Source organism: Paenibacillus sp. PK4536 (genome assembly GCF_028594455.2).
Taxonomy (GTDB): domain Bacteria; phylum Bacillota; class Bacilli; order Paenibacillales; family Paenibacillaceae; genus Saccharibacillus; species Saccharibacillus nuruki.
In genome coordinates this window covers 4,850,272-4,869,126 of record NZ_CP126313.1, presented here as the reverse complement: position 1 = coordinate 4,869,126, position 18,855 = coordinate 4,850,272, and the positions used below count along the sequence as shown (strand labels likewise).

The following is an 18,855-nucleotide window of genomic DNA, read 5'->3' as shown; positions in this document are numbered from 1 at the left end:
ACAACTATGAGATTTTTAACAATAGGCAAACAGTCGGAGGAATGAAGCGTGAGAATAGAAAAAGACTTTTTGGGTACAAAAGAAGTTCCCGATGAAGCATACTATGGTATTCAGACGATGCGTGCAGTAGAGAATTTCCCTATTACCGGACAACGTCTACATCCTGAATTGATTCGTGCGATGGCGATCGTCAAAAAAGGCGCAGCAATCGCAAATATGGAATTGTCACGTCTATATGCTCCTAAAGGAGAAGCAATGGTACAAGCGGCTGAAGAGATTATTGCTGGACAATGGCAAGATCAATTTATCGTTGATCCGATTCAAGGCGGAGCAGGTACCTCAATTAATATGAATACGAATGAAGTTATTGCTAACCGTGCACTGGAAATTATGGGAAAAGACAAAGGAAGCTATGTCGATATCAGCCCGAATAATCATGTGAATATGGCGCAATCCACCAATGATGCTTTTCCAACAGCGATTCATATTGCTACATTATCCATGATTGAGAAATTGCTGGTAGCGATGCGTGAATTACAGCAATCTTTTCAAGTGAAAGCAGATGAGTTCGATACAGTGATCAAAATGGGACGTACTCATTTACAAGATGCTGTACCGATTCGCTTGGGTCAAGAATTTCAATCTTATGCTCGTGTATTGGGACGGGATATTCGCCGTGTAGAAGCGACCCAAGAAAACTTGCTTCATATCAATATGGGCGCAACCGCTGTTGGAACAGGGCTAAATGCAGATCCACGTTATATCGTACGAGTAGCTGAAATACTGGCTGATATTAGTGGATTCCCTGTGGTTGCATCAGATCATCTCGTCGATGCGACTCAGAATACGGATGCTTATACAGAAGTATCCGCGGCTCTCAAAATCTGCATGATGAATATGTCTAAAGTGGCGAACGATATTCGCTTAATGGCTTCAGGCCCCTATGCAGGATTAGGCGAATTGGTATTACCTGCTCGTCAACCGGGTTCTTCCATTATGCCGGGGAAAGTTAATCCAGTAATGTGTGAAGTCGTTAACCAGATTGCTTTTCAAGTGATTGGTAATGATCATACAATCTGTCTAGCTTCAGAAGCAGGGCAATTGGAATTGAATGTTATGGAACCGGTATTGGTCTATAATTTATTGCAGTCTTTAGAAATTATGAAGCAAGGATTTACCGTTTTCCGTCTTCATTGTATTGATGGGATTCAAGCCAATGTGGATCGTTGCCGTGAGTATGTAGAACGCAGTGTAGGCATGATTACAGCCCTCAATCCGCATCTAGGTTATGAAGTGGTATCTCGTATTGCTCGTGAAGCGATTCAGACAGGTAAGCCTGTACGTGAGCTTTGCTTGCTGTATAACGTACTAACCGAAGAAGAATTGAATATTATTCTAGATCCATACCAAATGACAGAGCCGGGTATTGCTGGTGAACAGTTGTTGCACAAAGAATAATAGAATAATTATAGTCGTATAAAACAAATAAGCGATGCCTTTTCTCTACAGACAGAGAGGCATCGCTTATTTATGTAGAAGAACTGGAAAAGGGTTGGGCAATATGAGAAGGAATCAATAACCCCAATGTACTCATTTCTTGCAATATACAGCTCACATGATAATTGTAAATAATCTGCTGAGAAGAGATATCCAGTGGCAATTGAGCCATCAGATGACTGTGATGTTGCTCGGGCAGATCCCAATGATGATGAGTGGGTAATTCATCGGTGAGCAGACGAATCATTCGCATATGAGAGTACGTATTGTGATAGACATCGATTTCTTGCTCCAGATGCTCTAACATTTGTTGCTTATTCTTTTTGAGATGAAATTCAGAAGCATAGGTTTCATATGCTTTTTCCAAATTAGCCATATCTTTTTTGAGTGGACTAATATGAATAGTTCCACCTTCACGTAGCAATTCATGAGCGAGTTTGGTTAAGTGCTTACGCAATACACTACGCATCTGCTCCATCGACCGTTCATGATCTGGTGGGAAAACGAGATAATTAACCAGTACAGCGACACTAATCCCGATCAATGTATCTGCGACACGGTGCATACCATACAGAAAAGGGCTTTCCCCGGGGCGCAAATTCAGCATAATTGCTAGAAAGACAATACTGGCAATCGAGATCGATTTGTTCCATTTGAGCAAATTACAAATATAGATCACGATCACGATACCGATTGCAGAATAGACGGCACTATGCGGATCGATCCATGCAAAAACAAAGCCAATTGCCGCACCCACCAGTGTACCCATCATTCGGTTTTTGCCTACGGTATATGAGTTGGTTACCGAATTTTCCATAGCAATGATAGTTGCAATCACTGCGTAGAAAGGATACTCTAATTGCAGAAGTTGTGAGATAATGATGCAAATAAAAACAGCCAGTGCTGTTTTGAGATTACGCATACCTACTAAAAATTTCATAAGATTTCTGTGATTCCTTCCTAGAAAATAGTGAATCCTGATACATATCTGTAAGGAGGTCGATATTCGTTACCCTATGCTTTAATACCCTTAAATAAGGACGATTAAAAATATATAGTTTACTAACTGAGTGGAGGAATATAATGATGATTACCAAAAAGAAAATAATACAATTCTCTCTTATCTGTACAGCTTGTGCTGGGATACTGGTGAGTGTAAGCCCATTATCTTTACCTGCTACTACACAAGTGGTAAGTGCCGCCAGTAGCAAAGCCGATCAGAGTACAGATGTCACTTCCAAATTACAGCTAGTGGGTCAGCCTTTTTCTACACCTGCATATGCTCGTAATGTATGGGATATGCAAGTATTTGATGGCAAAATTTATTTGGGTCATGGCAATAGTAGCAATGCTGAGCCTTCACCTAATGCAGGGCCGATCCCTATTGTCTATTATAATCCTCAAACCAGTCAATTTGTAACGGAAAAAGTCACATACACCGATCCAAAAACAGGCAAACAAAGCACAGAAGATGCAACAAGTGAAGAACAGATCGATACGTTCAAAATTTTGAAAGGCAAACTCTATATTCCGGGTAACGATTCCAAAAGTGAACAGTGGAGCTTCGGTAATTTCTACAAGCTAGATGGCGGTCAATGGAACAAATATCGTAATTTGCCAGACGGTATCCATGTATACGATATGGCTTATTATCATGGGAAATTGCTAGCGGCGATCGGTACAGATACCGCACCCAAAGTACTGATTTCAGACGATAATGGAGAGAATTGGAAAGAACTCGCTCAGATCAAAGGATTAGGCACAAGAGCGTATAAGTTTTTTGAATTTAAAGGAACATTATATGCAGCTGCTATCTTAATGCCTAATAACAATATCTGGGGAGATCAGACCCATCTTCTTGCGATTGACAAAAAATTTAATGTGACACAACAACAAGTATCCGGTACTAATTTGTTGCCCGGTATGACCTATGTACAGACAGCTGGCAAAACACCGTATATGAAAATGGGCAAGACGGTCGTATTTAGAAAGCAACTTGCTTATATTGTAGGCGATGTATACAATGACGCTCAATTAGCACCTAAAGCGTTAATCGTTACTAAAAATATTGCAGACCCTGCACGTACAGTGACATTCCCTGATACCCATGCATTGCCTACTGATATTATCACACGTCCTAATAAAACCTATGTGCTTACGTATACAAAGCAAGCAGACGGTTCGTATATCAACCGTGTCTATATGACAAAGAATCTAACCAAGTGGACACAAATCTTGCAATTCAATCAAGATACGTATGCGAAGTCATTTGAAGAACTAGACGGTGATTTCTATTTTGGACTGGGAACAGACACCAAGCCTGTATCCGAATCGGCAGGTAAGATTTTGAAAGTGAAAGCTTCTGATCTTAAAGGAAAGTCTTAATCGGATCAAAGATTGAAAGTAACCGATGTGAGTGTTAAACTTACATCGGTTTTTGCTATACACATTAAAATAATATCGTGTATCATTTCACACAATTTAATTTATAGAATGGTATTTGCAAACATATGTACAATGTGTTATATTAGTTGAGTACTCAATAGTTGACGGGTCAATTAATAAGAAGTAATTGAATTGAGAACATGCTATATACTAGCAGTTCTGGATAAAAGGATTGGTTTTGGACAAGGAGGGACGCTGTGCTTCATTCATCGTCTGAAGATATTTTTAACCAGTTGCAAGGGCTGCATCGTCAGATCAGTAGCGTATTTGAACGTTGTGCTGGCATAAGTGCGTCGCGCCTACAATTGTTGCATCAGCTTTATCAAGTGGAAGAGATCAGTCAGACTTCTTTGCAAAAAACACTGGGTATTGATAGTGCAGCTGTCACTCGACATTTAAAGCAATTGGAAATATCGGGAATGGTGACACGTCGCATGAGTCCTGAAGACAATCGTTTTACACTCGTGCAATTGACTGAAGAAGGTCGGCAGAAAATTCTAGCCTACACCAAAGAAAAAGAACAATTTCTTGGAGATATGCTACAGAATTTTGAAGAGAAAGAACAAGAGCAATTATTGGATATGTTGCGTCGTCTCAATCAAAATATGAGTGAGATGTAACGATTAAATTGATATTTCAACTTACATTTAAAGGAGTTTTCCCAATGAATACTGTAAACCAAATTACAAAAACAAATGATTTTAACAAAATTGCTTTAGAGCGTCGTTCAATTAAAAAATACGACCCAACTGTAAAAATCAGCCGTGAAGAAATGACTGAAATTTTGGCTGAAGCAACACGCGCACCATCTTCAATCAACTTACAACCTTGGCGTTTCCTTGTTATCGAAAGTGACGAAGCCAAAGCTACATTGTTGCCACTTGCTATGTTTAACCAACGTCAAGTAGAAACAGCTGCTGCGGTTGTTGCTATTTTCGGTGATCTTCGTCATGAAGAAAATGCAGATGAAATCTTTAATGCTGCTGTAGAAGCGGGGCATATGCCTGCTGACGTAAGAGATCAACAACTTCCGTTTGCTAAAGCTTATTATGAAAATATTTCTGATGCTGCACGTAAAGATATCGCATTGATCGATAGCGGTCTTGTAGCAATGCAATTGATGTTGGTTGCTCGTGCTCATGGTTATGACACAAATGCAATCGGTGGATATGACAAAACTAAAATTGCTGAAGCATTTGGTATGGAAAAAGATCGTTATGTACCTGTAATGTTGTTGTCTATGGGTAAAGCAGACAGCGAAGGTCACGGTTCAGGTCGTCTTCCTGTAGAAAAAGTAGCAGAGTGGAAATAATCATCTACAACGTAGATGTGATCATATAAATAACAAAAACAGCAAAAAAACCTCCTTGCACAGTATTCGTGTTTAGGAGGTTTTTTGCTGTTTTGGAATCAGAGATAGTTAGTTTTTGATTTTTACCGCTAACATACCTAAATATTCTTTGATCGCTGTAGCCGTCGAAGACATAGCGCTTGCTGATGGATAGAATTTGCTGAAATACATCGACGAAGGCTGACTTACCCAGTAATCGGTTGGGAAAGGTTGAACGGTCAAGCCTACACGCTGGAACTGCATGACAGAGCGTGGAAGATGAAATCCAGAGGTGACCAATATCGGATGAGATAATCCTTTTTCTTTTAAAATCACAGCCGTATTATTAGCATTCTGCGCTGTATTAAGCGAGCGATTTTCAACCATAAGCTTACTTTCCTCTACACCCATGCCCAAAAGCTGGCGTTTCGCAATATCAGCTTCATTTCCACTATCTGAGAAGACCTGTCCACCCGAAAATAAAATCGGCAAACCGGTAATTCGGTGAAGACGTGCAGCTGTGATCAGACGGTTACCTGCTGAACCATACATATTACCTGTACCATCAATATCAGGTGTACCTTTAGAAGCTCCGGCACCAAGTACTACAATAACATCACCTTGAAGTTCAGCTACCGTAGGTTGTGGATACTGACGTTCTAGACTACCAATCAGTAGATTACTAACAATGCTAATCGAAGATATGTAGAGTAATAGTGTAATTGCTAACAGAACCATAGCTACGTTAAATTGACTTCGCCACAACCAGACCGTCATACCGAATAGTAAAACAATAAAAAGCCCGGGAGGGAGTACAAAACTATACAAAAATTTGATAATGTAAATCAAAACCGATCAACCGCCTTCTTTATTGCGCAACAGAGACACAATCCATTGGAATCAACTTAGAACATTAGATGTATTGTAACACGGTTATATCGATCATAAAACAAGCGTAATAAATAAAGACAGCTCAAGTGTATACTGATCCTAAAGATCGGGTATGCTTGGCTGTCTTTAATTGGTTTATACATCAACCTTTTGATCGGCTTCATTAGAAGTGAAGAGTTCTAGCTCAGGCCACTGAATATGATGCTTGGTATGGCTGAGCTTTTCATAACATAGAACCGAACCTTTTTGAAATAATCGAGTTAATACATGCATCAAAAAGCTAATATCAATCACAAATAATAATAAGCTACATAACGCACGCCAGACTGTATGAATATCAGGCAACACGATCAGATCACTCAAAATGTTGTTAAGCCCGAGAAATACCCCATACAATAACCCATAACGAATCGTTAAAGCTAGCAAAGATACTCTGGAGTGATCAGGACGTGTGCTAGTGACATAGATACGAACAATCCATTTACCTACCGTAATCCCATGCGTCCAATAAGGAATCAGAATGTAATAGATACCACTCGATATCCAGAAAGGAATAGGAATATCATTCAAAGTAAGCAAAATCATCAATAAATACCAGATAACTAGGTCAATCATAAAAGCCACAGCACGACGCGTATAAGACACACGTTTACTGGCACGATCAATATGGCGATCCAGATGTTCAATACGAGGGAGCCGCTTCGCAATCCATTCGGCAATCAAAAATCCAAGAATACCACCAAGTGTATTACAAAGTAGATCATCAATATCAAATATCCGGTAAGCATGATCATAGATACCATAGATTCCTGTGAGTTGAATCGTCTCAAACCAGAGCGATAACATAAACGATAATATCAATCCACTTAGCCAGCGAACTCTAAAATAATAGCGTAAAAACATTCCAAACGGCACTGTCAGTAAAATATTAAATACCACTTGTAAAAAAGCTCGCTCAACAAACATATGCCAGTACGTAGATGGATGCCTAAAGGAAACCGACGTTTCTTTCAAAAAGTCATATACAAATTGCAATGGCAATAATTGTAGATCACCATTCGCTAAAGCTGGATTATGACGAGAAGAAGGTAACGGTAGAATCACTAGAAAAAAAGCATTCATCAGATACAGTAACAGCAAATACAGCGTGATCGCACGTACTTTGTGAATATAACCATATTTGCGATACTGCACGATTAGAAAAGGCAAAGTGAACAAAGCTGCTACAAATGGAAAAGCAATAAAAGCATAGGCGATAGGGAATAGATAAGATTGATACATTGGTTGGACACCTGCCAGCAAGTAAATTGTATTTTTAGTCTAATATATCTTTTGTTCATATTCCATTCTGTTTAGTGAGCAGATTTGCGGAACTTAAAGATAGACCATACAATCAGAAAAGCTAAGAAGATCAAGCAAGCACCAATACTGATTCGATTATTCGCATCAAATATAAACAATATTGCAATGACTGCCAGACACAGAGTAGTGATTCCTGTGATATAAGGATATCCCCAGATACGGAATGTTGGCTCAATCGGATAGACTTTTCTTAATTTTAACTGAGCAAGACAGATACTAATCCAGACCAATAACACCACAAATCCAGGAACAGCAAGTAAAATACCAAATACTTGATCTTGAGCGACATAAGCAAGCATGGCTCCACCCAAAAGAACAACCGCACATAAAATCAAACTGTTGATCGGTACTCCTTTGGATGATGTTTTGGCAAGTGCTTTGGGTGCTTCATTATTTGTAGCTAGTGAATGTAACATCCGAGTTGCTCCATAGATTCCGGAGTTCGCAGCAGACAATACAGCAGTAATTAGAATAAAGTTCATAATATGAGCTGCACCTTGCAGTCCTGTCGAAGATAATACTTGTACAAATGGACTGGTCTGATCACTAAGTTGATTCCATGGAATCAGTCCACAGATGATTAGAATCGGTAAGGTATAAAATAAAACAACACGCAAAATAAAGCTTTTCACCACTTTAGGCAATATTTTATCTGCATTTTCTGTTTCTGTTAGCGTAAGTCCGATCAGTTCAGATCCACCATACGAGAACATGACGACCAGAAGAGCAGATATAATAGCTGTCCAACCATTAGGGAAAAATCCGCCATGAGCAGTAAAATTGCTCAAGTAAGGTGTAGGATCGCTAGGAATAATGCCGAATAACAGTAGACCTCCTAGAGCGATAAATACAATAATCATGCCTATTTTGATACCAGCAAGCCAGAATTCGACTTCACCTAGATTGCCGACACTCATCGTATTAATTAATAAAATAAATACAGCACTTGCTAGACTAAGTATCCATAAAGGGACATCCGGCATCCAGTACTGAAGAAAGCTACCCGCAGCAATGACTTCGATTACGCAGACCGATAACCACATAAAGCAGTACAACCAGCCTACAATAAAAGATAATCGTTCGCCAAAAGCCTGACGAATAAAGTCTTTCATATTCATATTAGGATAAACAGTAGCCATCTCTGCGATCGCACCCATGACCACTAATAGTAATATTCCTGCAAAAATATAGGTGAAAATAACGCCCGGTCCTGCTAACCCTATCGTTTCAGAACTCCCTTTAAAAATCCCTGTTCCGATTACGCCACCCATAGCCATAAATGTAATATGACGTGGACGTAATTTTTTCTGTAATGATGCTTCTTCTTTGACGTTCAACGTTCCAATCCTCCTCCATAAATACACACACTCTATATATATCGTTCGTTCAGACTATCTATATTACACCAGAATGTAAGCATGAGAAATGAATTTAATATGCAGTTGCTAACTCGGTAGCTAGTAACATCGATTTGACTCTATCTAGATAGACAAAAAAAGAGGAAACAGAATAATTCTGCTTCCTCTTTTTTATTATTTTTGAAGTACACTTGCCAGTACATCGTCGATGATTTGACCGTTAGCGATCGCACCGGTGTACAACCAGCTTGAATCTGCACTGAAATCATAGACATGACCTTTTTTGACTGCCGGAATATTTTGCCATACCGCAGGGCTAGTGATTTCTTCTTTGGATTGTTCGGTACTGTTAATCAAAAATAAATAATCAGCATCCAGATCAGTTAATTTTTCTAACGAAATGGCTTGCCAGTTTGCTTCACCTGATTTGGAAATTTCCTCTACAACCGCAGGAGCTTTTAAGCCCAGATCGTTATAAAGTACATCTCCACTGGATAAGTTACGACTTACCACATAGATATTTTTACCTGTCACCCATAACGCAGCCGCTGATTCGTTACCAATCTGTTGTTGCAGTTGGTCTTTTGCTGTTTTGGCTTTGGCTTCATAATCCACTAACACTTTTTTGGCTTCATTGCTTTTGCCAAGTACATCACCTATAGTGAGTAATTCTTCTCGCCAATCGTTATTTTGCTTTTTGCCGACCACATAAGTCGGTGCGATCTGATTGTATTGAGCATATTTGTCGCCAGCTACCATTTCAGCGCTATCCATCAAGATCAGATCAGGATTAGTATTCAGTACCGCTTCATAAGGAAGAGTGGAATCGATAGGAGGAACGTTAGCTAATTGTTTTTGCAAATAACCTTGTGTATTTCCTTCACCGATTGCCCATTGTGCAACAGGTGTTACTCCCAAAGCCACTAAAGGATCTTCCAAATACGAAGCCAAGACACGCTGTGGATTTGCAGGTACTTTGACTACATTTCCTATTGCATCGGTTAGTGTACGCTCTGTAGGAATCGACTCTGTGGTTGCTGTATTTTCAGTACTTGTTGCGGGTGCTGGTGTAGATGTGCCTGAAGAACAAGCACTTAATAAAAGTCCCACGCTTAATAATAAAATAAGGGTTGCTGAGTAAGTATGCTTACGGTTCATGTGTATATTCCCTCCACCAAGTTGTTGAAAATGATTATCATCCTCATCGCTAGTATAGCTTTAAATGTATACCATCACAACGAAAAATAAAGAGATTTGCAACATTTTCTTAGAAATATAACGTCAACCTAGGATCAGATCGGAAAATATCCTGTTTTTCTTACTAATTGTTGACCTTGCTCGGACAAGATCCAATTTAAAAAAGGTTGAATATTAGGATTCGCTGTATCCGTTGAATCTTTTGCTGTACGATCCGAAGCTGTAATCGCATAAAAAGGAGTAATAATAGGATAATTTTCATTACGAATCGATGCTTCATCTGGATATACGCCATCTACAGCGAGCAGACGGATATCATCGTTAGCATTCATTTGGGTGGCAAAATAGTGAAAAGAATATCCAATCGCATTTTTGTAATTTCGATAATCAGCAGTCTGTTCCATAATTCCACCCATACCTGATGCTACATCGTCTACAATTGGAGTCATCGGTGATTGATCACCCATCCAGCGCCGTAACATCGCTTGACTACCACTATCTTCAGGACGTTGAAAAGCACGAATCGGATCATTATTGCCTCCAACTTGTTGCCAATTGGTGATTTCACCTGTATAGATTTGCTTGATCTGTGCAGAAGTTAAGCTATGTACCGGATTATTTTTATGTACAAAAAATACAAAAGCTTCGCGTCCGATCGGTTGCATATTTAATTGTAATCCTTTAGCTTGAGCTAATTTTTCTTGTTCTTTCGATGGAGCTGCGGCAAAGATCATATCTACACGATGATGAATTAAGTGTTTGTATGCTTGACCTGTTCCTGTCATTCGAACACTACTTTTTTTATCATTAGGCTTATAATCGTTAGCTGGATAGACAGCTCTGACAAAAGCAGAATAAAGTGGATACAGAGCGGTTGCACCATCTAATACAGGTAATTGATCCTGAGCAGTTAGGGTATAGGTTGAAGGTTTATCTAATGTGACCACTTTAGTATGATCAGCAAAAGGGCGATAATCATCGACATTGACATCCTGTTCACTCACAATTAAATGTTGATCATACGCACGATGAATATGATAACCGACAGCTGTTAGTACAAATAAACCAAGACTGATTTTGATAGCTAATGGAAAAAAGCGATGACGAGCAATCGACTGAATATTGCTCAAAATCACTGCAATGATCATCGCACCTGCTAGGACAAAAATAAACGGAATATAAAAAGGCTGTGAATTGCTGAATAAAGCAACAACAATCAATCCTACAAAAGCTAAAAATAAAATCGCCAGAATCGCTCCAAAGCTTTTAAATAAATGATCTGCTTTGTCTTCTTTCAACACAAATCCTCCTTTAACGTAGCTTGCTCTTCTATTCTAGAATCTAGGATTGTACAGCATGATGTGCAGGCAACTCTGGAAAATCATTGATCTCTAACATAATCGGGCAATGATCACTACCCATAATCTGATGATCAATTGAAGCATCGATAAGATAAGGAGCAAGACGTTCAGAAGCTAGAAAATAATCGATACGCCAGCCGATATTACGTTCACGTACTTTGGACATATAAGACCACCAGCTATACACATCGGTCGTATCCGGATAGAAATAACGGAATGTATCCATAAAGCCTGCATTCAATAATTCGGTCATTTTACCGCGTTCTTCGGTCGTAAAGCCTGAATTGCCATGATTGGACTTGGCATTTTTGACATCAATATCGAGATGAGCGACATTCAGATCACCACAGATAATAACCGGCTTAAGCTGATCCAGTTGCTGAACATAGTGTCGGAACCGATTTTCCCATTCTAAGCGATACGGTAGGCGTGTCAGATCACGCTTGGCATTAGGCGTATACACATTAACCAGATAAAAATTCTGAAATTCCAGTGTGATCATACGACCTTCTTCTTCAGCATTTTCTTCTATACCGTAATACACAGATAGAGGCTTCACTTTAGTAAAAATAGCTGTACCGGAGTATCCTTTTTTGACCGCGTAATTCCAGTATTGATGGTAACGATCTCCATGATCCATTTCAATCTGTCCCGCTTGTAATTTAGACTCTTGAATACAGAAAATATCAGCATTCATAAGGTCGAAATACTCGTTAAATCCTTTTTTAACTGCTGCACGCAGTCCATTTACATTCCAAGATATTAATTTCATAAGTAAGTTATTCTCCTTTGTCAGACTTTTCATAGTGTACCATAACCAGTTATGATAAGAATCTAGCATTACCAACACCAAAGGAGCTCATTATGAAAGTATGCTTATTAATCCACGGATTTACCGGAGGAGAACATGAAGTATCTCCATTAGCTGAATATTTAGCACAACAAGGTTATCTAGTGAAAATGTTTACGTTAAAAGGGCATGGTGGCAGTAAAACCGATCTCCGTAATACTGATCGTTATGATTGGATCGACAGTGCTGAAATACAATTAAACCTATTGCTAACTACATATTCTAAAATACATCTTATTGGCTTTTCAACAGGATCATTAATAGCAGCTCATTTGGCTGTTAAATATCCAGATCGTATCTGCTCTTTGACGATGCTGTCTACACCTGTTTTCCCGCTCAATCCACAGCAGATTATTCGTACACTATATCGCTGGCCTATGGTGAAAGCTTATATTCGCAATTTCTTTGTTGTGCCTTCCAAAGCGACACGCGAATTTTACCGGATTGTTCATGAATCATTCGCTATTTATCCTCAGATCAAAATCCCTGCACTAATTGTACAGGGAGATGCTGATCATTTAGTCAAACCCAAAAGTGCTGCTTATCTAGCCCAACATCTAGGCACCTCTGATACTCAATTGGTGATGATACCAGATAGTGGACATTTGGTCTGTTATGCAGCACATAAACATATAGGTTTTACAGCTATTTACAACTGGATCAAGACTCACTCTATTCCTCAGGTAGATGAATAGAACACTTCTGAATGTTTGCTGCTAGACCACCTACTTGTACACTTTCGATCGATCCTTGAGTATTCAGTTGTAGTGTGGTTAGCAGGCGGGAAGGTAAATTCATCGTATACCCTTGTTCAAAAATAAAAGGTGCAGTAGCTGTGAATGGAATAGAGTTATGCTGATGGAGATAGCATATTAATGCTCCTGTAGAAGTACCTGTAGCACTTTCTTCTGGAATATCATACAGTGGAGCAAAGTTACGACATTGTGCGATAGCATCACCCGTTGTATCCAGTGTAAATAAGTGATAACCGACAACATCATACTTTTGTGAAATGTTTTTGATCTGCTCCAAATTAGGCTCTATGCGTTGTAATGTAGTTAACGAACGAATAGGGATCATCAGATCTCGCAATCCTGTAGATACGATCTGAACAGGTAAATCTACACTTAATTCAGATACAGAAATCCCTAACGAATCTGCAATCTCATGACGGTCGATTTCGATATCAAATTGAGGTAATGTCTGTGTTAAAAATACATAATGATCATCTTGAATATGTACGTCCAATCGTCCTACTAACGTCTCAATCTGATATTTGCCAGGGCGAATATGTTGCTGATTCACCATCAAATAAAAACTAGCAATCGTAGCATGACCACATAGATCCACTTCATGATTTGGTGTAAAATAACGAATGTGATAATCAGCGACTGTAGAAGGCAGGATAAAAGCAGTCTCTGAAAAGCCTAACTGGTGCGCAATATGCTGCATTTGTGCGGTCGATAAATGACTGGCATCCAGCACAACACCCGCAGGATTACCGCCTTGTTCTTGATAGGAAAAAGCATTTAAAGTATACACTTCAATATCCATTCTCAATCCCCTTTCTCAATATACGAAAGTATATCATGAGTCAAAAGTGATTCAAGAAAAGATTTTGACTGTAATAAGGTAATAGCAGAAGTTCAGAACAATGTATTTTATATTGTTTGCGTTCATCTTTTTAGCAATTAAATTGCTATTCACAAAAATATATGCTAGAATCCTACCGATGCTTTAATACAGCTTAGTCCCACTCCTTTAGTGCGTTACATTCTCCGTTTGGAGCGTGTATATTCGATTCAGGCGGATCAACGTCTCTCGGATGGACAGCCCGGCATATGGAACCGGTCAGAAAATCAAAGTGGAGGTTATCTCAAAAGATGAAAAAATTACCCGCTCTTCTTATATCTTGTGCATGTTTGTTCGGTACAGCTACGGTGGCTACGCCAGCCCATGCATTGATGCTGACACAAGGTATGAAAAATGAACAAGTAAGTCAGGTACAGGAGCAACTGGCTTCACGCGGATATTTTCATGTTGGCGTTACCGGTTATTACGGTCAAATTACCAGCAAAGCCGTTAAAAATTTCCAAAGAGATCATGGATTAACAGCAGACGGAGTTGTAGGCCCTGCAACTATGAAAAGGCTTAACCCGTCAGGCAAAGTCAACAATCACTCATTGAATATGTTAGCTAAAATTATTTATGCTGAAGCTCGTGGAGAATCATTCCGTGGACAAGTTGCGGTAGGTGCAGTCGTGTTGAATCGTGTGCAATCAAATCAATTCCCTAATTCGATCTCTGCTGTTATTTTACAACCCGGACAATTTACAGCAGTGCAAGATGGACAATACGGAATGAGACCGAATCAGAGAGCTTATGATGCAGCAAGACAAGCATTGAATGGTGTTGATCCAACGAACGGATCACTTTACTATTACAATCCTAAGATTGCAACGTCTAGCTGGAGTATTGCCCGTCCTAAAGTGATTTCTTTAGGTCAACATACATTTACGAACTAATCCAATAGAGATAAACAATATAATTTAATTGCCGTTTTGCTGATTCTATATGTGTAGAAAAGCAAAGCGGCTTTTTGCTTTAGGCTTCAGGTCGATGAGTAGGTAGAAGATATATTATTTTGCAAAATGTTGAATGAATAGGTTATTAAGTGGAAGAAGGGAAATATTATTCTAATCACATCTAAACATTTATTAGTAGGGATGTGATGATCGATGACAAAATGGAAAATATTCTATTATCGAAATGTCAGCATAAATTACTGGTCGATGCCTCACGGAATCGACCCCAAAAAGTTGTTTGCGAGATTGTACGAATGATAGAAACGCCCAGACCGAAATAACTTGAGATTCCAAGCTATTTCGGTCTGGGCGTTCGATTGTACGGGCTGATACCGCGTATGCCTGACAAACTGGTGGGGCTTTTTTACGTTGAGGAAGCGGAAAGGCTCGTGGAGAGAAGATAGCAGCTCAGATGCTAAAAAGAGGAATTCATGAGGATAGTCGCTTCTCAGCTCCAGATAAGCCCAGCAAGGACATCATCTCTAAGTTGATAGTTCAAGAGAAGAACTATTGGGCTTTTCCTCATCACTTAAAACAAGCTTCTAATATCCGTTTAACCCATCTTCAATATATTCCAATAGATCAGATGAATGATTGCGATATCTTATTTTCATTTTTGCTAAAAGTTCAACAGCTTTCTCGCCTCTAATCTCATCGACTGCACAAGCCACACCTATGAGTTCATCTTCCGCCAAGAGATCCGATTCTGCCGACGGCTGCAATAAAGACTCCAATAGAAACAAACCGTTTTCATTTTTCAGTCCACCAATCACATTGATCAGGACAAGCCGTATACTTTTGATACCGAGCAGATCCTCGATTGTATCTAAAGCATAGCGAGGGTTTCTACGTCCAACCGCGCTAAGAGCTTCTTGTAATTCGTATTCAAAATCATTCGGATCAATACGTCCTAGCTCGGGAGGATGTAATAAAATATCAATTAAAATATCGAACGAATCGTCTCCAAAAGTATCGTAGACATCCGTATGCATTTTAATAAAATCCTCAACAGAATCCATTTTTTGGAATGGGCTAAGTCCGTCGCATAAATATTTAAGAACCTCTACAATTGTATCTCTATCGTTTCTTAGCATACATAATCTCCTTTCAACATATTATTCTTCTACTACAAGTTCATAAATCGTTCTCGAAGTTTCAGATCCGACCCAATAGCCCACGCCTCCTGCTGCAAGCGTTCCTACTCCATGTGCCGCCCATGCCCAAGGTCCCGCTACATCCGCAGGTGCCCACCAAGCCGCAAAAGCAGTTGCTGAGGCAGTTGCTCCTGTCCAGCCTCCGGTGGATTCAACAATAGCTTTTACTTTATCCTCTGCCACATAAACCTTGTAAATATCAGCTCCTACGCCTACTACAATTAATACTTTACCTCCATAACGAAAAACATTGTTCACGATTCCCGTCCATTGATTCGATTTAGCTAAAGCTTCAGCAGATTCAATCAATGCAGGTTCTGCTACAATTCCGCGTTCCTTGATAAGTCTGGTTAAGTTTGTAATCCCACCGTCAACTTGAATTTTCGAAGCATCTGCGACTATTGCAAACTTACCATTTCCTGTTTTCGAAAACAGGCTACCATTTAGTATAACTTCTCCAACTTTAGATGTAGAGAGTCTAACTTTTTCTCCCACTTCATTCCACATTAATCTTTCCGCAATTTTATGCTGAGTTTTTGCTACTAAATTCATGTCTTTTGAGTTTAATTTTGCATCAATAGCTTTACCTGTTTGTTGTAATCTATAGGATTTAATTTTTGTTTCGGCTTCAGTCCTAGAAGCATCTTTATATTTATTATATATCTCAAGTAACGCAGTCTCATCAAAAACAAGCACATCTTTCGGCATATTGATTTTAACATCAATTTGAAAATCTTTCGTTTTATCAATACCAGTATAGGGGTTGCCTTCCAGTACAAAAAATGCCGAACCTCCATTATTTGAAAGTTCCGGCTTCCACGCGGGTTCGCCTTTGGACAGATTTTTCAAAACCTCTAGGGCGACTTCAGGCGTCACTTTGGTGTTTGCAGATGATGAAGGTGAATCACCTCTAGAAGGAGGATAGTAGAACCGAAATACTTCTTCAGCAAACTCTTCTGCTTCGCGTTCTTCGATCTCTTGTTTAAAAGTTCCTGAATCTTCTTCCCAGAATCCTCGGAAATTTTTAAGTGTCATGTATCCCCAAGCTGTACCAGCGACCGAAGACCAGACATGAAATTCATAAGGATAAGGAGCATAGCCTTTATTCGAATAAACCATGGCTCCGCTAGGATTAGCCGCTTGCATATTCAGCATTGATTGAGTCAAAGGACTTACATCTTGATTCAATCTCAAACCCAATGCAATGACTCCCCATGTCCCTTCAGACCAAACGATATCAGGTGCATCGGGATACGATGAGCTTTTTAAGTAAGGTTTATACCCGGATAATGAAGCCTGCGAAACGAAAGAAGTATTGTATGAGTTTTTTTCAGTGCTAGCAGACAGGGTCTGACCACTTAAATAAAATTGATTTGTGGTATCCATTGAGGCTTGTGCCATAGATTCATCGCCTATAGCATGGGCAAAAATCCCTCCCCATGAACTTGTATCCAAAGCATAAGCATCATCTCCCAATCCTTGATAAAAACGCTTTTCGGATGCCTTCCAATGATTTTTTGTGAGCGAATCGCGGACTGCTTTTGCGGCATCAAAATAATCAGGGTTTTTGCTCAATTCATACAAATCTCGAAAAAAGAAATAGCAATCGATGTTATGCTCTGTTGAATACCAATTTACATCGGGACCGCCTTTAAAACTTCCAGTCGATTTATCTTGCATAGTAAGTAAATAATTTGCGATTTTTTCGGAAAAGGGACGATAGGTTGAATCGGCGAAATACTTTTCATACACAACAGCTGCGTATCCAACCCAGGCTATTGCCCCGGATCTTTTAGCCGTGTCCAGTTTGCCTGAATAAACGTCGTATGCAAACTCTAAAGAACCGTCATTTTCCTGTAAAACCTGTAAAGATGATAAAATTTTTGATGCTCTGTCTTGATTGCCGGCCATAGAAAAAGCGATAACAGCAAGAGCATCATCATAAATCCAGCTTCTTCTATTGATGTTGGCAATTCGATCAGGATCATCGTTAGGAACTTGGAAAGAGCGTACAAGATTATAAATTGGAATTTCTGTAGACGTAATTACTTCTCCATGATCGATTTTCACCAAACTAGCTACTTTTGTGCCTTTATGTACTGTTGGATAATAATCCACAATATCGCGGTCAGCATTGAATACAGGCACCGGCTGGGAAACAAACGATCCATCTCTTCGTAATGGGATTTTAGCTTGCACATACGGTACATCGGATACAGCATATACCCAAACTTCGTATTGCGAGTTAACACTTACTTTTGAATCGCCCAAACTGCAAACGATTTTTCCGTCGGCCGTCATAAGATGCACTGACAAATTTCCGCGAAGCGTCAATTCTCCGGCATCCCACGTACCATTAGAATTTAAAGACACTTCTTTTTTTAAATATTCAATATCTGTTTTATCATATACAGCGATTTTGTAATCGCTTGGATTACTGATATCTGTCCATATTCCATGAATAGAAGAGGGTTCTCCTATAGTATAAGCGCTAGATAAAGCGATATAAGGATAAGCTTTCCAGTCTGAGGAAGCTAATTTGTCTACTTCTACATGACCTGTGACTTCGCCCAAGTATGAATCGGAATAGTTCTTCGAAAATTGGATATTCATATCATACTCAGGTTTATCTTGTTGTTTTGCCAACCAGTTTATCATTTTGGCTTGAGCACTAGTTGTATCTGGTAATGAACTTGCATAACTAACAGAAATCATAGGTACAGGTAGATTAACCATCTGTGTAATCATCAGCATAGCTAACATAAGTGAAACGACTTTTTTAATCAATGACATGAACTTTGCTCCTTTTTTGAATCTGAAAATCG

16 protein-coding genes are annotated in these 18,855 nt (G+C 39.3%); 6 read left to right on the top strand and 10 right to left on the bottom strand.

The annotated features are described in order from the left end of the window. Window positions 1–48 precede the first annotated feature (48 nt). The gene (aspA, locus tag PO903_RS21535) at window positions 49–1,458 is read left to right on the top strand and encodes an aspartate ammonia-lyase (protein ID WP_069330000.1); all 1,410 of its coding nucleotides are present in this window, start codon (window positions 49–51) and stop codon (window positions 1,456–1,458) included. A 70-nt stretch (window positions 1,459–1,528) separates the two neighbouring features. On the opposite strand, the gene PO903_RS21530 is transcribed toward aspA, so the two are convergent. Beyond that, window positions 1,529–2,437, bottom strand: a complete 909-nt coding sequence (locus PO903_RS21530) for an FUSC family protein (protein ID WP_273594531.1) — start codon at window positions 2,435–2,437, stop codon at window positions 1,529–1,531. A gap of 143 nt (window positions 2,438–2,580) precedes the next feature. On the opposite strand from PO903_RS21530, the gene PO903_RS21525 reads away from it, so the two are divergent. The 3 genes from PO903_RS21525 (at window position 2,581) to PO903_RS21515 (ending at window position 5,254) form a co-directional block, all read left to right on the top strand. Then, complete coding sequence (locus tag PO903_RS21525) at window positions 2,581–3,882, top strand: hypothetical protein (RefSeq protein WP_069329998.1); 1,302 nt, start codon at window positions 2,581–2,583, stop codon at window positions 3,880–3,882. 257 nt (window positions 3,883–4,139) lie between these two features. After that, window positions 4,140–4,562 carry a MarR family winged helix-turn-helix transcriptional regulator gene (locus tag PO903_RS21520; protein WP_069329997.1) on the top strand — a complete coding sequence of 141 codons (423 nt, stop codon included), beginning with the start codon at window positions 4,140–4,142 and terminating at the stop codon, window positions 4,560–4,562. 44 nt (window positions 4,563–4,606) lie between these two features. Further along, window positions 4,607–5,254: a nitroreductase family protein gene (locus PO903_RS21515; RefSeq protein WP_069329996.1), complete on the top strand. Its 648-nt coding sequence runs from the start codon at window positions 4,607–4,609 to the stop codon at window positions 5,252–5,254. A gap of 108 nt (window positions 5,255–5,362) precedes the next feature. On the opposite strand, the gene PO903_RS21510 is transcribed toward PO903_RS21515, so the two are convergent. The 6 genes from PO903_RS21510 to PO903_RS21485 all read right to left on the bottom strand — a co-directional run bounded on the left by PO903_RS21510 (window position 5,363) and on the right by PO903_RS21485 (window position 12,213). Then, complete coding sequence (locus PO903_RS21510) at window positions 5,363–6,121, bottom strand: YdcF family protein (RefSeq protein WP_273594530.1); 759 nt, start codon at window positions 6,119–6,121, stop codon at window positions 5,363–5,365. A 177-nt stretch (window positions 6,122–6,298) separates the two neighbouring features. Further along, complete coding sequence (locus tag PO903_RS21505) at window positions 6,299–7,444, bottom strand: VanZ family protein (protein ID WP_273594529.1); 1,146 nt, start codon at window positions 7,442–7,444, stop codon at window positions 6,299–6,301. A gap of 71 nt (window positions 7,445–7,515) precedes the next feature. After that, window positions 7,516–8,862 (bottom strand): amino acid permease, encoded by a 1,347-nt coding sequence (locus tag PO903_RS21500; protein ID WP_137223433.1) that lies wholly within the window; start codon window positions 8,860–8,862, stop codon window positions 7,516–7,518. A 195-nt stretch (window positions 8,863–9,057) separates the two neighbouring features. Next, window positions 9,058–10,041, bottom strand: coding sequence for an ABC transporter substrate-binding protein (locus tag PO903_RS21495; protein WP_273594528.1), 984 nt, complete (start codon window positions 10,039–10,041; stop codon window positions 9,058–9,060). 134 nt (window positions 10,042–10,175) lie between these two features. Beyond that, window positions 10,176–11,378: a PstS family phosphate ABC transporter substrate-binding protein gene (locus PO903_RS21490; protein ID WP_273594527.1), complete on the bottom strand. Its 1,203-nt coding sequence runs from the start codon at window positions 11,376–11,378 to the stop codon at window positions 10,176–10,178. Window positions 11,379–11,421: 43 nt separating this feature from the next. Beyond that, window positions 11,422–12,213: an exodeoxyribonuclease III gene (locus tag PO903_RS21485; protein ID WP_273594526.1), complete on the bottom strand. Its 792-nt coding sequence runs from the start codon at window positions 12,211–12,213 to the stop codon at window positions 11,422–11,424. A 92-nt stretch (window positions 12,214–12,305) separates the two neighbouring features. On the opposite strand from PO903_RS21485, the gene PO903_RS21480 reads away from it, so the two are divergent. After that, window positions 12,306–12,986, top strand: a complete 681-nt coding sequence (locus tag PO903_RS21480; protein WP_273594525.1) for an alpha/beta hydrolase — start codon at window positions 12,306–12,308, stop codon at window positions 12,984–12,986. On the opposite strand, the gene PO903_RS21475 is transcribed toward PO903_RS21480, so the two are convergent. Further along, complete coding sequence (locus PO903_RS21475) at window positions 12,964–13,845, bottom strand: PhzF family phenazine biosynthesis protein (protein ID WP_273594524.1); 882 nt, start codon at window positions 13,843–13,845, stop codon at window positions 12,964–12,966. The two genes, PO903_RS21480 and PO903_RS21475, sit on opposite strands and share 23 nt — an antisense overlap. A 329-nt stretch (window positions 13,846–14,174) precedes the next feature. On the opposite strand from PO903_RS21475, the gene PO903_RS21470 reads away from it, so the two are divergent. Further along, the gene (locus tag PO903_RS21470; protein ID WP_273594523.1) at window positions 14,175–14,816 is read left to right on the top strand and encodes a cell wall hydrolase; all 642 of its coding nucleotides are present in this window, start codon (window positions 14,175–14,177) and stop codon (window positions 14,814–14,816) included. Between the two features lie 602 nt (window positions 14,817–15,418). Here PO903_RS21470 and PO903_RS21465 read toward each other — a convergent pair. Next, complete coding sequence (locus tag PO903_RS21465; protein WP_137223445.1) at window positions 15,419–15,970, bottom strand: hypothetical protein; 552 nt, start codon at window positions 15,968–15,970, stop codon at window positions 15,419–15,421. 21 nt (window positions 15,971–15,991) lie between these two features. Beyond that, on the bottom strand, window positions 15,992–18,823 hold the full coding sequence (locus PO903_RS21460) for a hypothetical protein (protein ID WP_273594522.1): 2,832 nt from the start codon (window positions 18,821–18,823) through the stop codon (window positions 15,992–15,994). Between the last annotated feature and the right edge of the window lie 32 nt (window positions 18,824–18,855).

Coding starts and splice junctions, on each gene's coding strand:
- PO903_RS21530 (WP_273594531.1), bottom strand. CDS start 2,437: ATGAAATTTTTAGTAGGTATGCGTAATCTCAAAACAGCACTGGCTGTT.
- PO903_RS21525 (WP_069329998.1), top strand. CDS start 2,581: ATGATGATTACCAAAAAGAAAATAATACAATTCTCTCTTATCTGTACA.
- PO903_RS21515 (WP_069329996.1), top strand. CDS start 4,607: ATGAATACTGTAAACCAAATTACAAAAACAAATGATTTTAACAAAATT.
- PO903_RS21505 (WP_273594529.1), bottom strand. CDS start 7,444: ATGTATCAATCTTATCTATTCCCTATCGCCTATGCTTTTATTGCTTTT.
- PO903_RS21495 (WP_273594528.1), bottom strand. CDS start 10,041: ATGAACCGTAAGCATACTTACTCAGCAACCCTTATTTTATTATTAAGC.
- PO903_RS21485 (WP_273594526.1), bottom strand. CDS start 12,213: ATGAAATTAATATCTTGGAATGTAAATGGACTGCGTGCAGCAGTTAAA.
- PO903_RS21480 (WP_273594525.1), top strand. CDS start 12,306: ATGAAAGTATGCTTATTAATCCACGGATTTACCGGAGGAGAACATGAA.
- PO903_RS21475 (WP_273594524.1), bottom strand. CDS start 13,845: ATGGATATTGAAGTGTATACTTTAAATGCTTTTTCCTATCAAGAACAA.
- PO903_RS21470 (WP_273594523.1), top strand. CDS start 14,175: ATGAAAAAATTACCCGCTCTTCTTATATCTTGTGCATGTTTGTTCGGT.
- PO903_RS21465 (WP_137223445.1), bottom strand. CDS start 15,970: ATGCTAAGAAACGATAGAGATACAATTGTAGAGGTTCTTAAATATTTA.
- PO903_RS21460 (WP_273594522.1), bottom strand. CDS start 18,823: ATGTCATTGATTAAAAAAGTCGTTTCACTTATGTTAGCTATGCTGATG.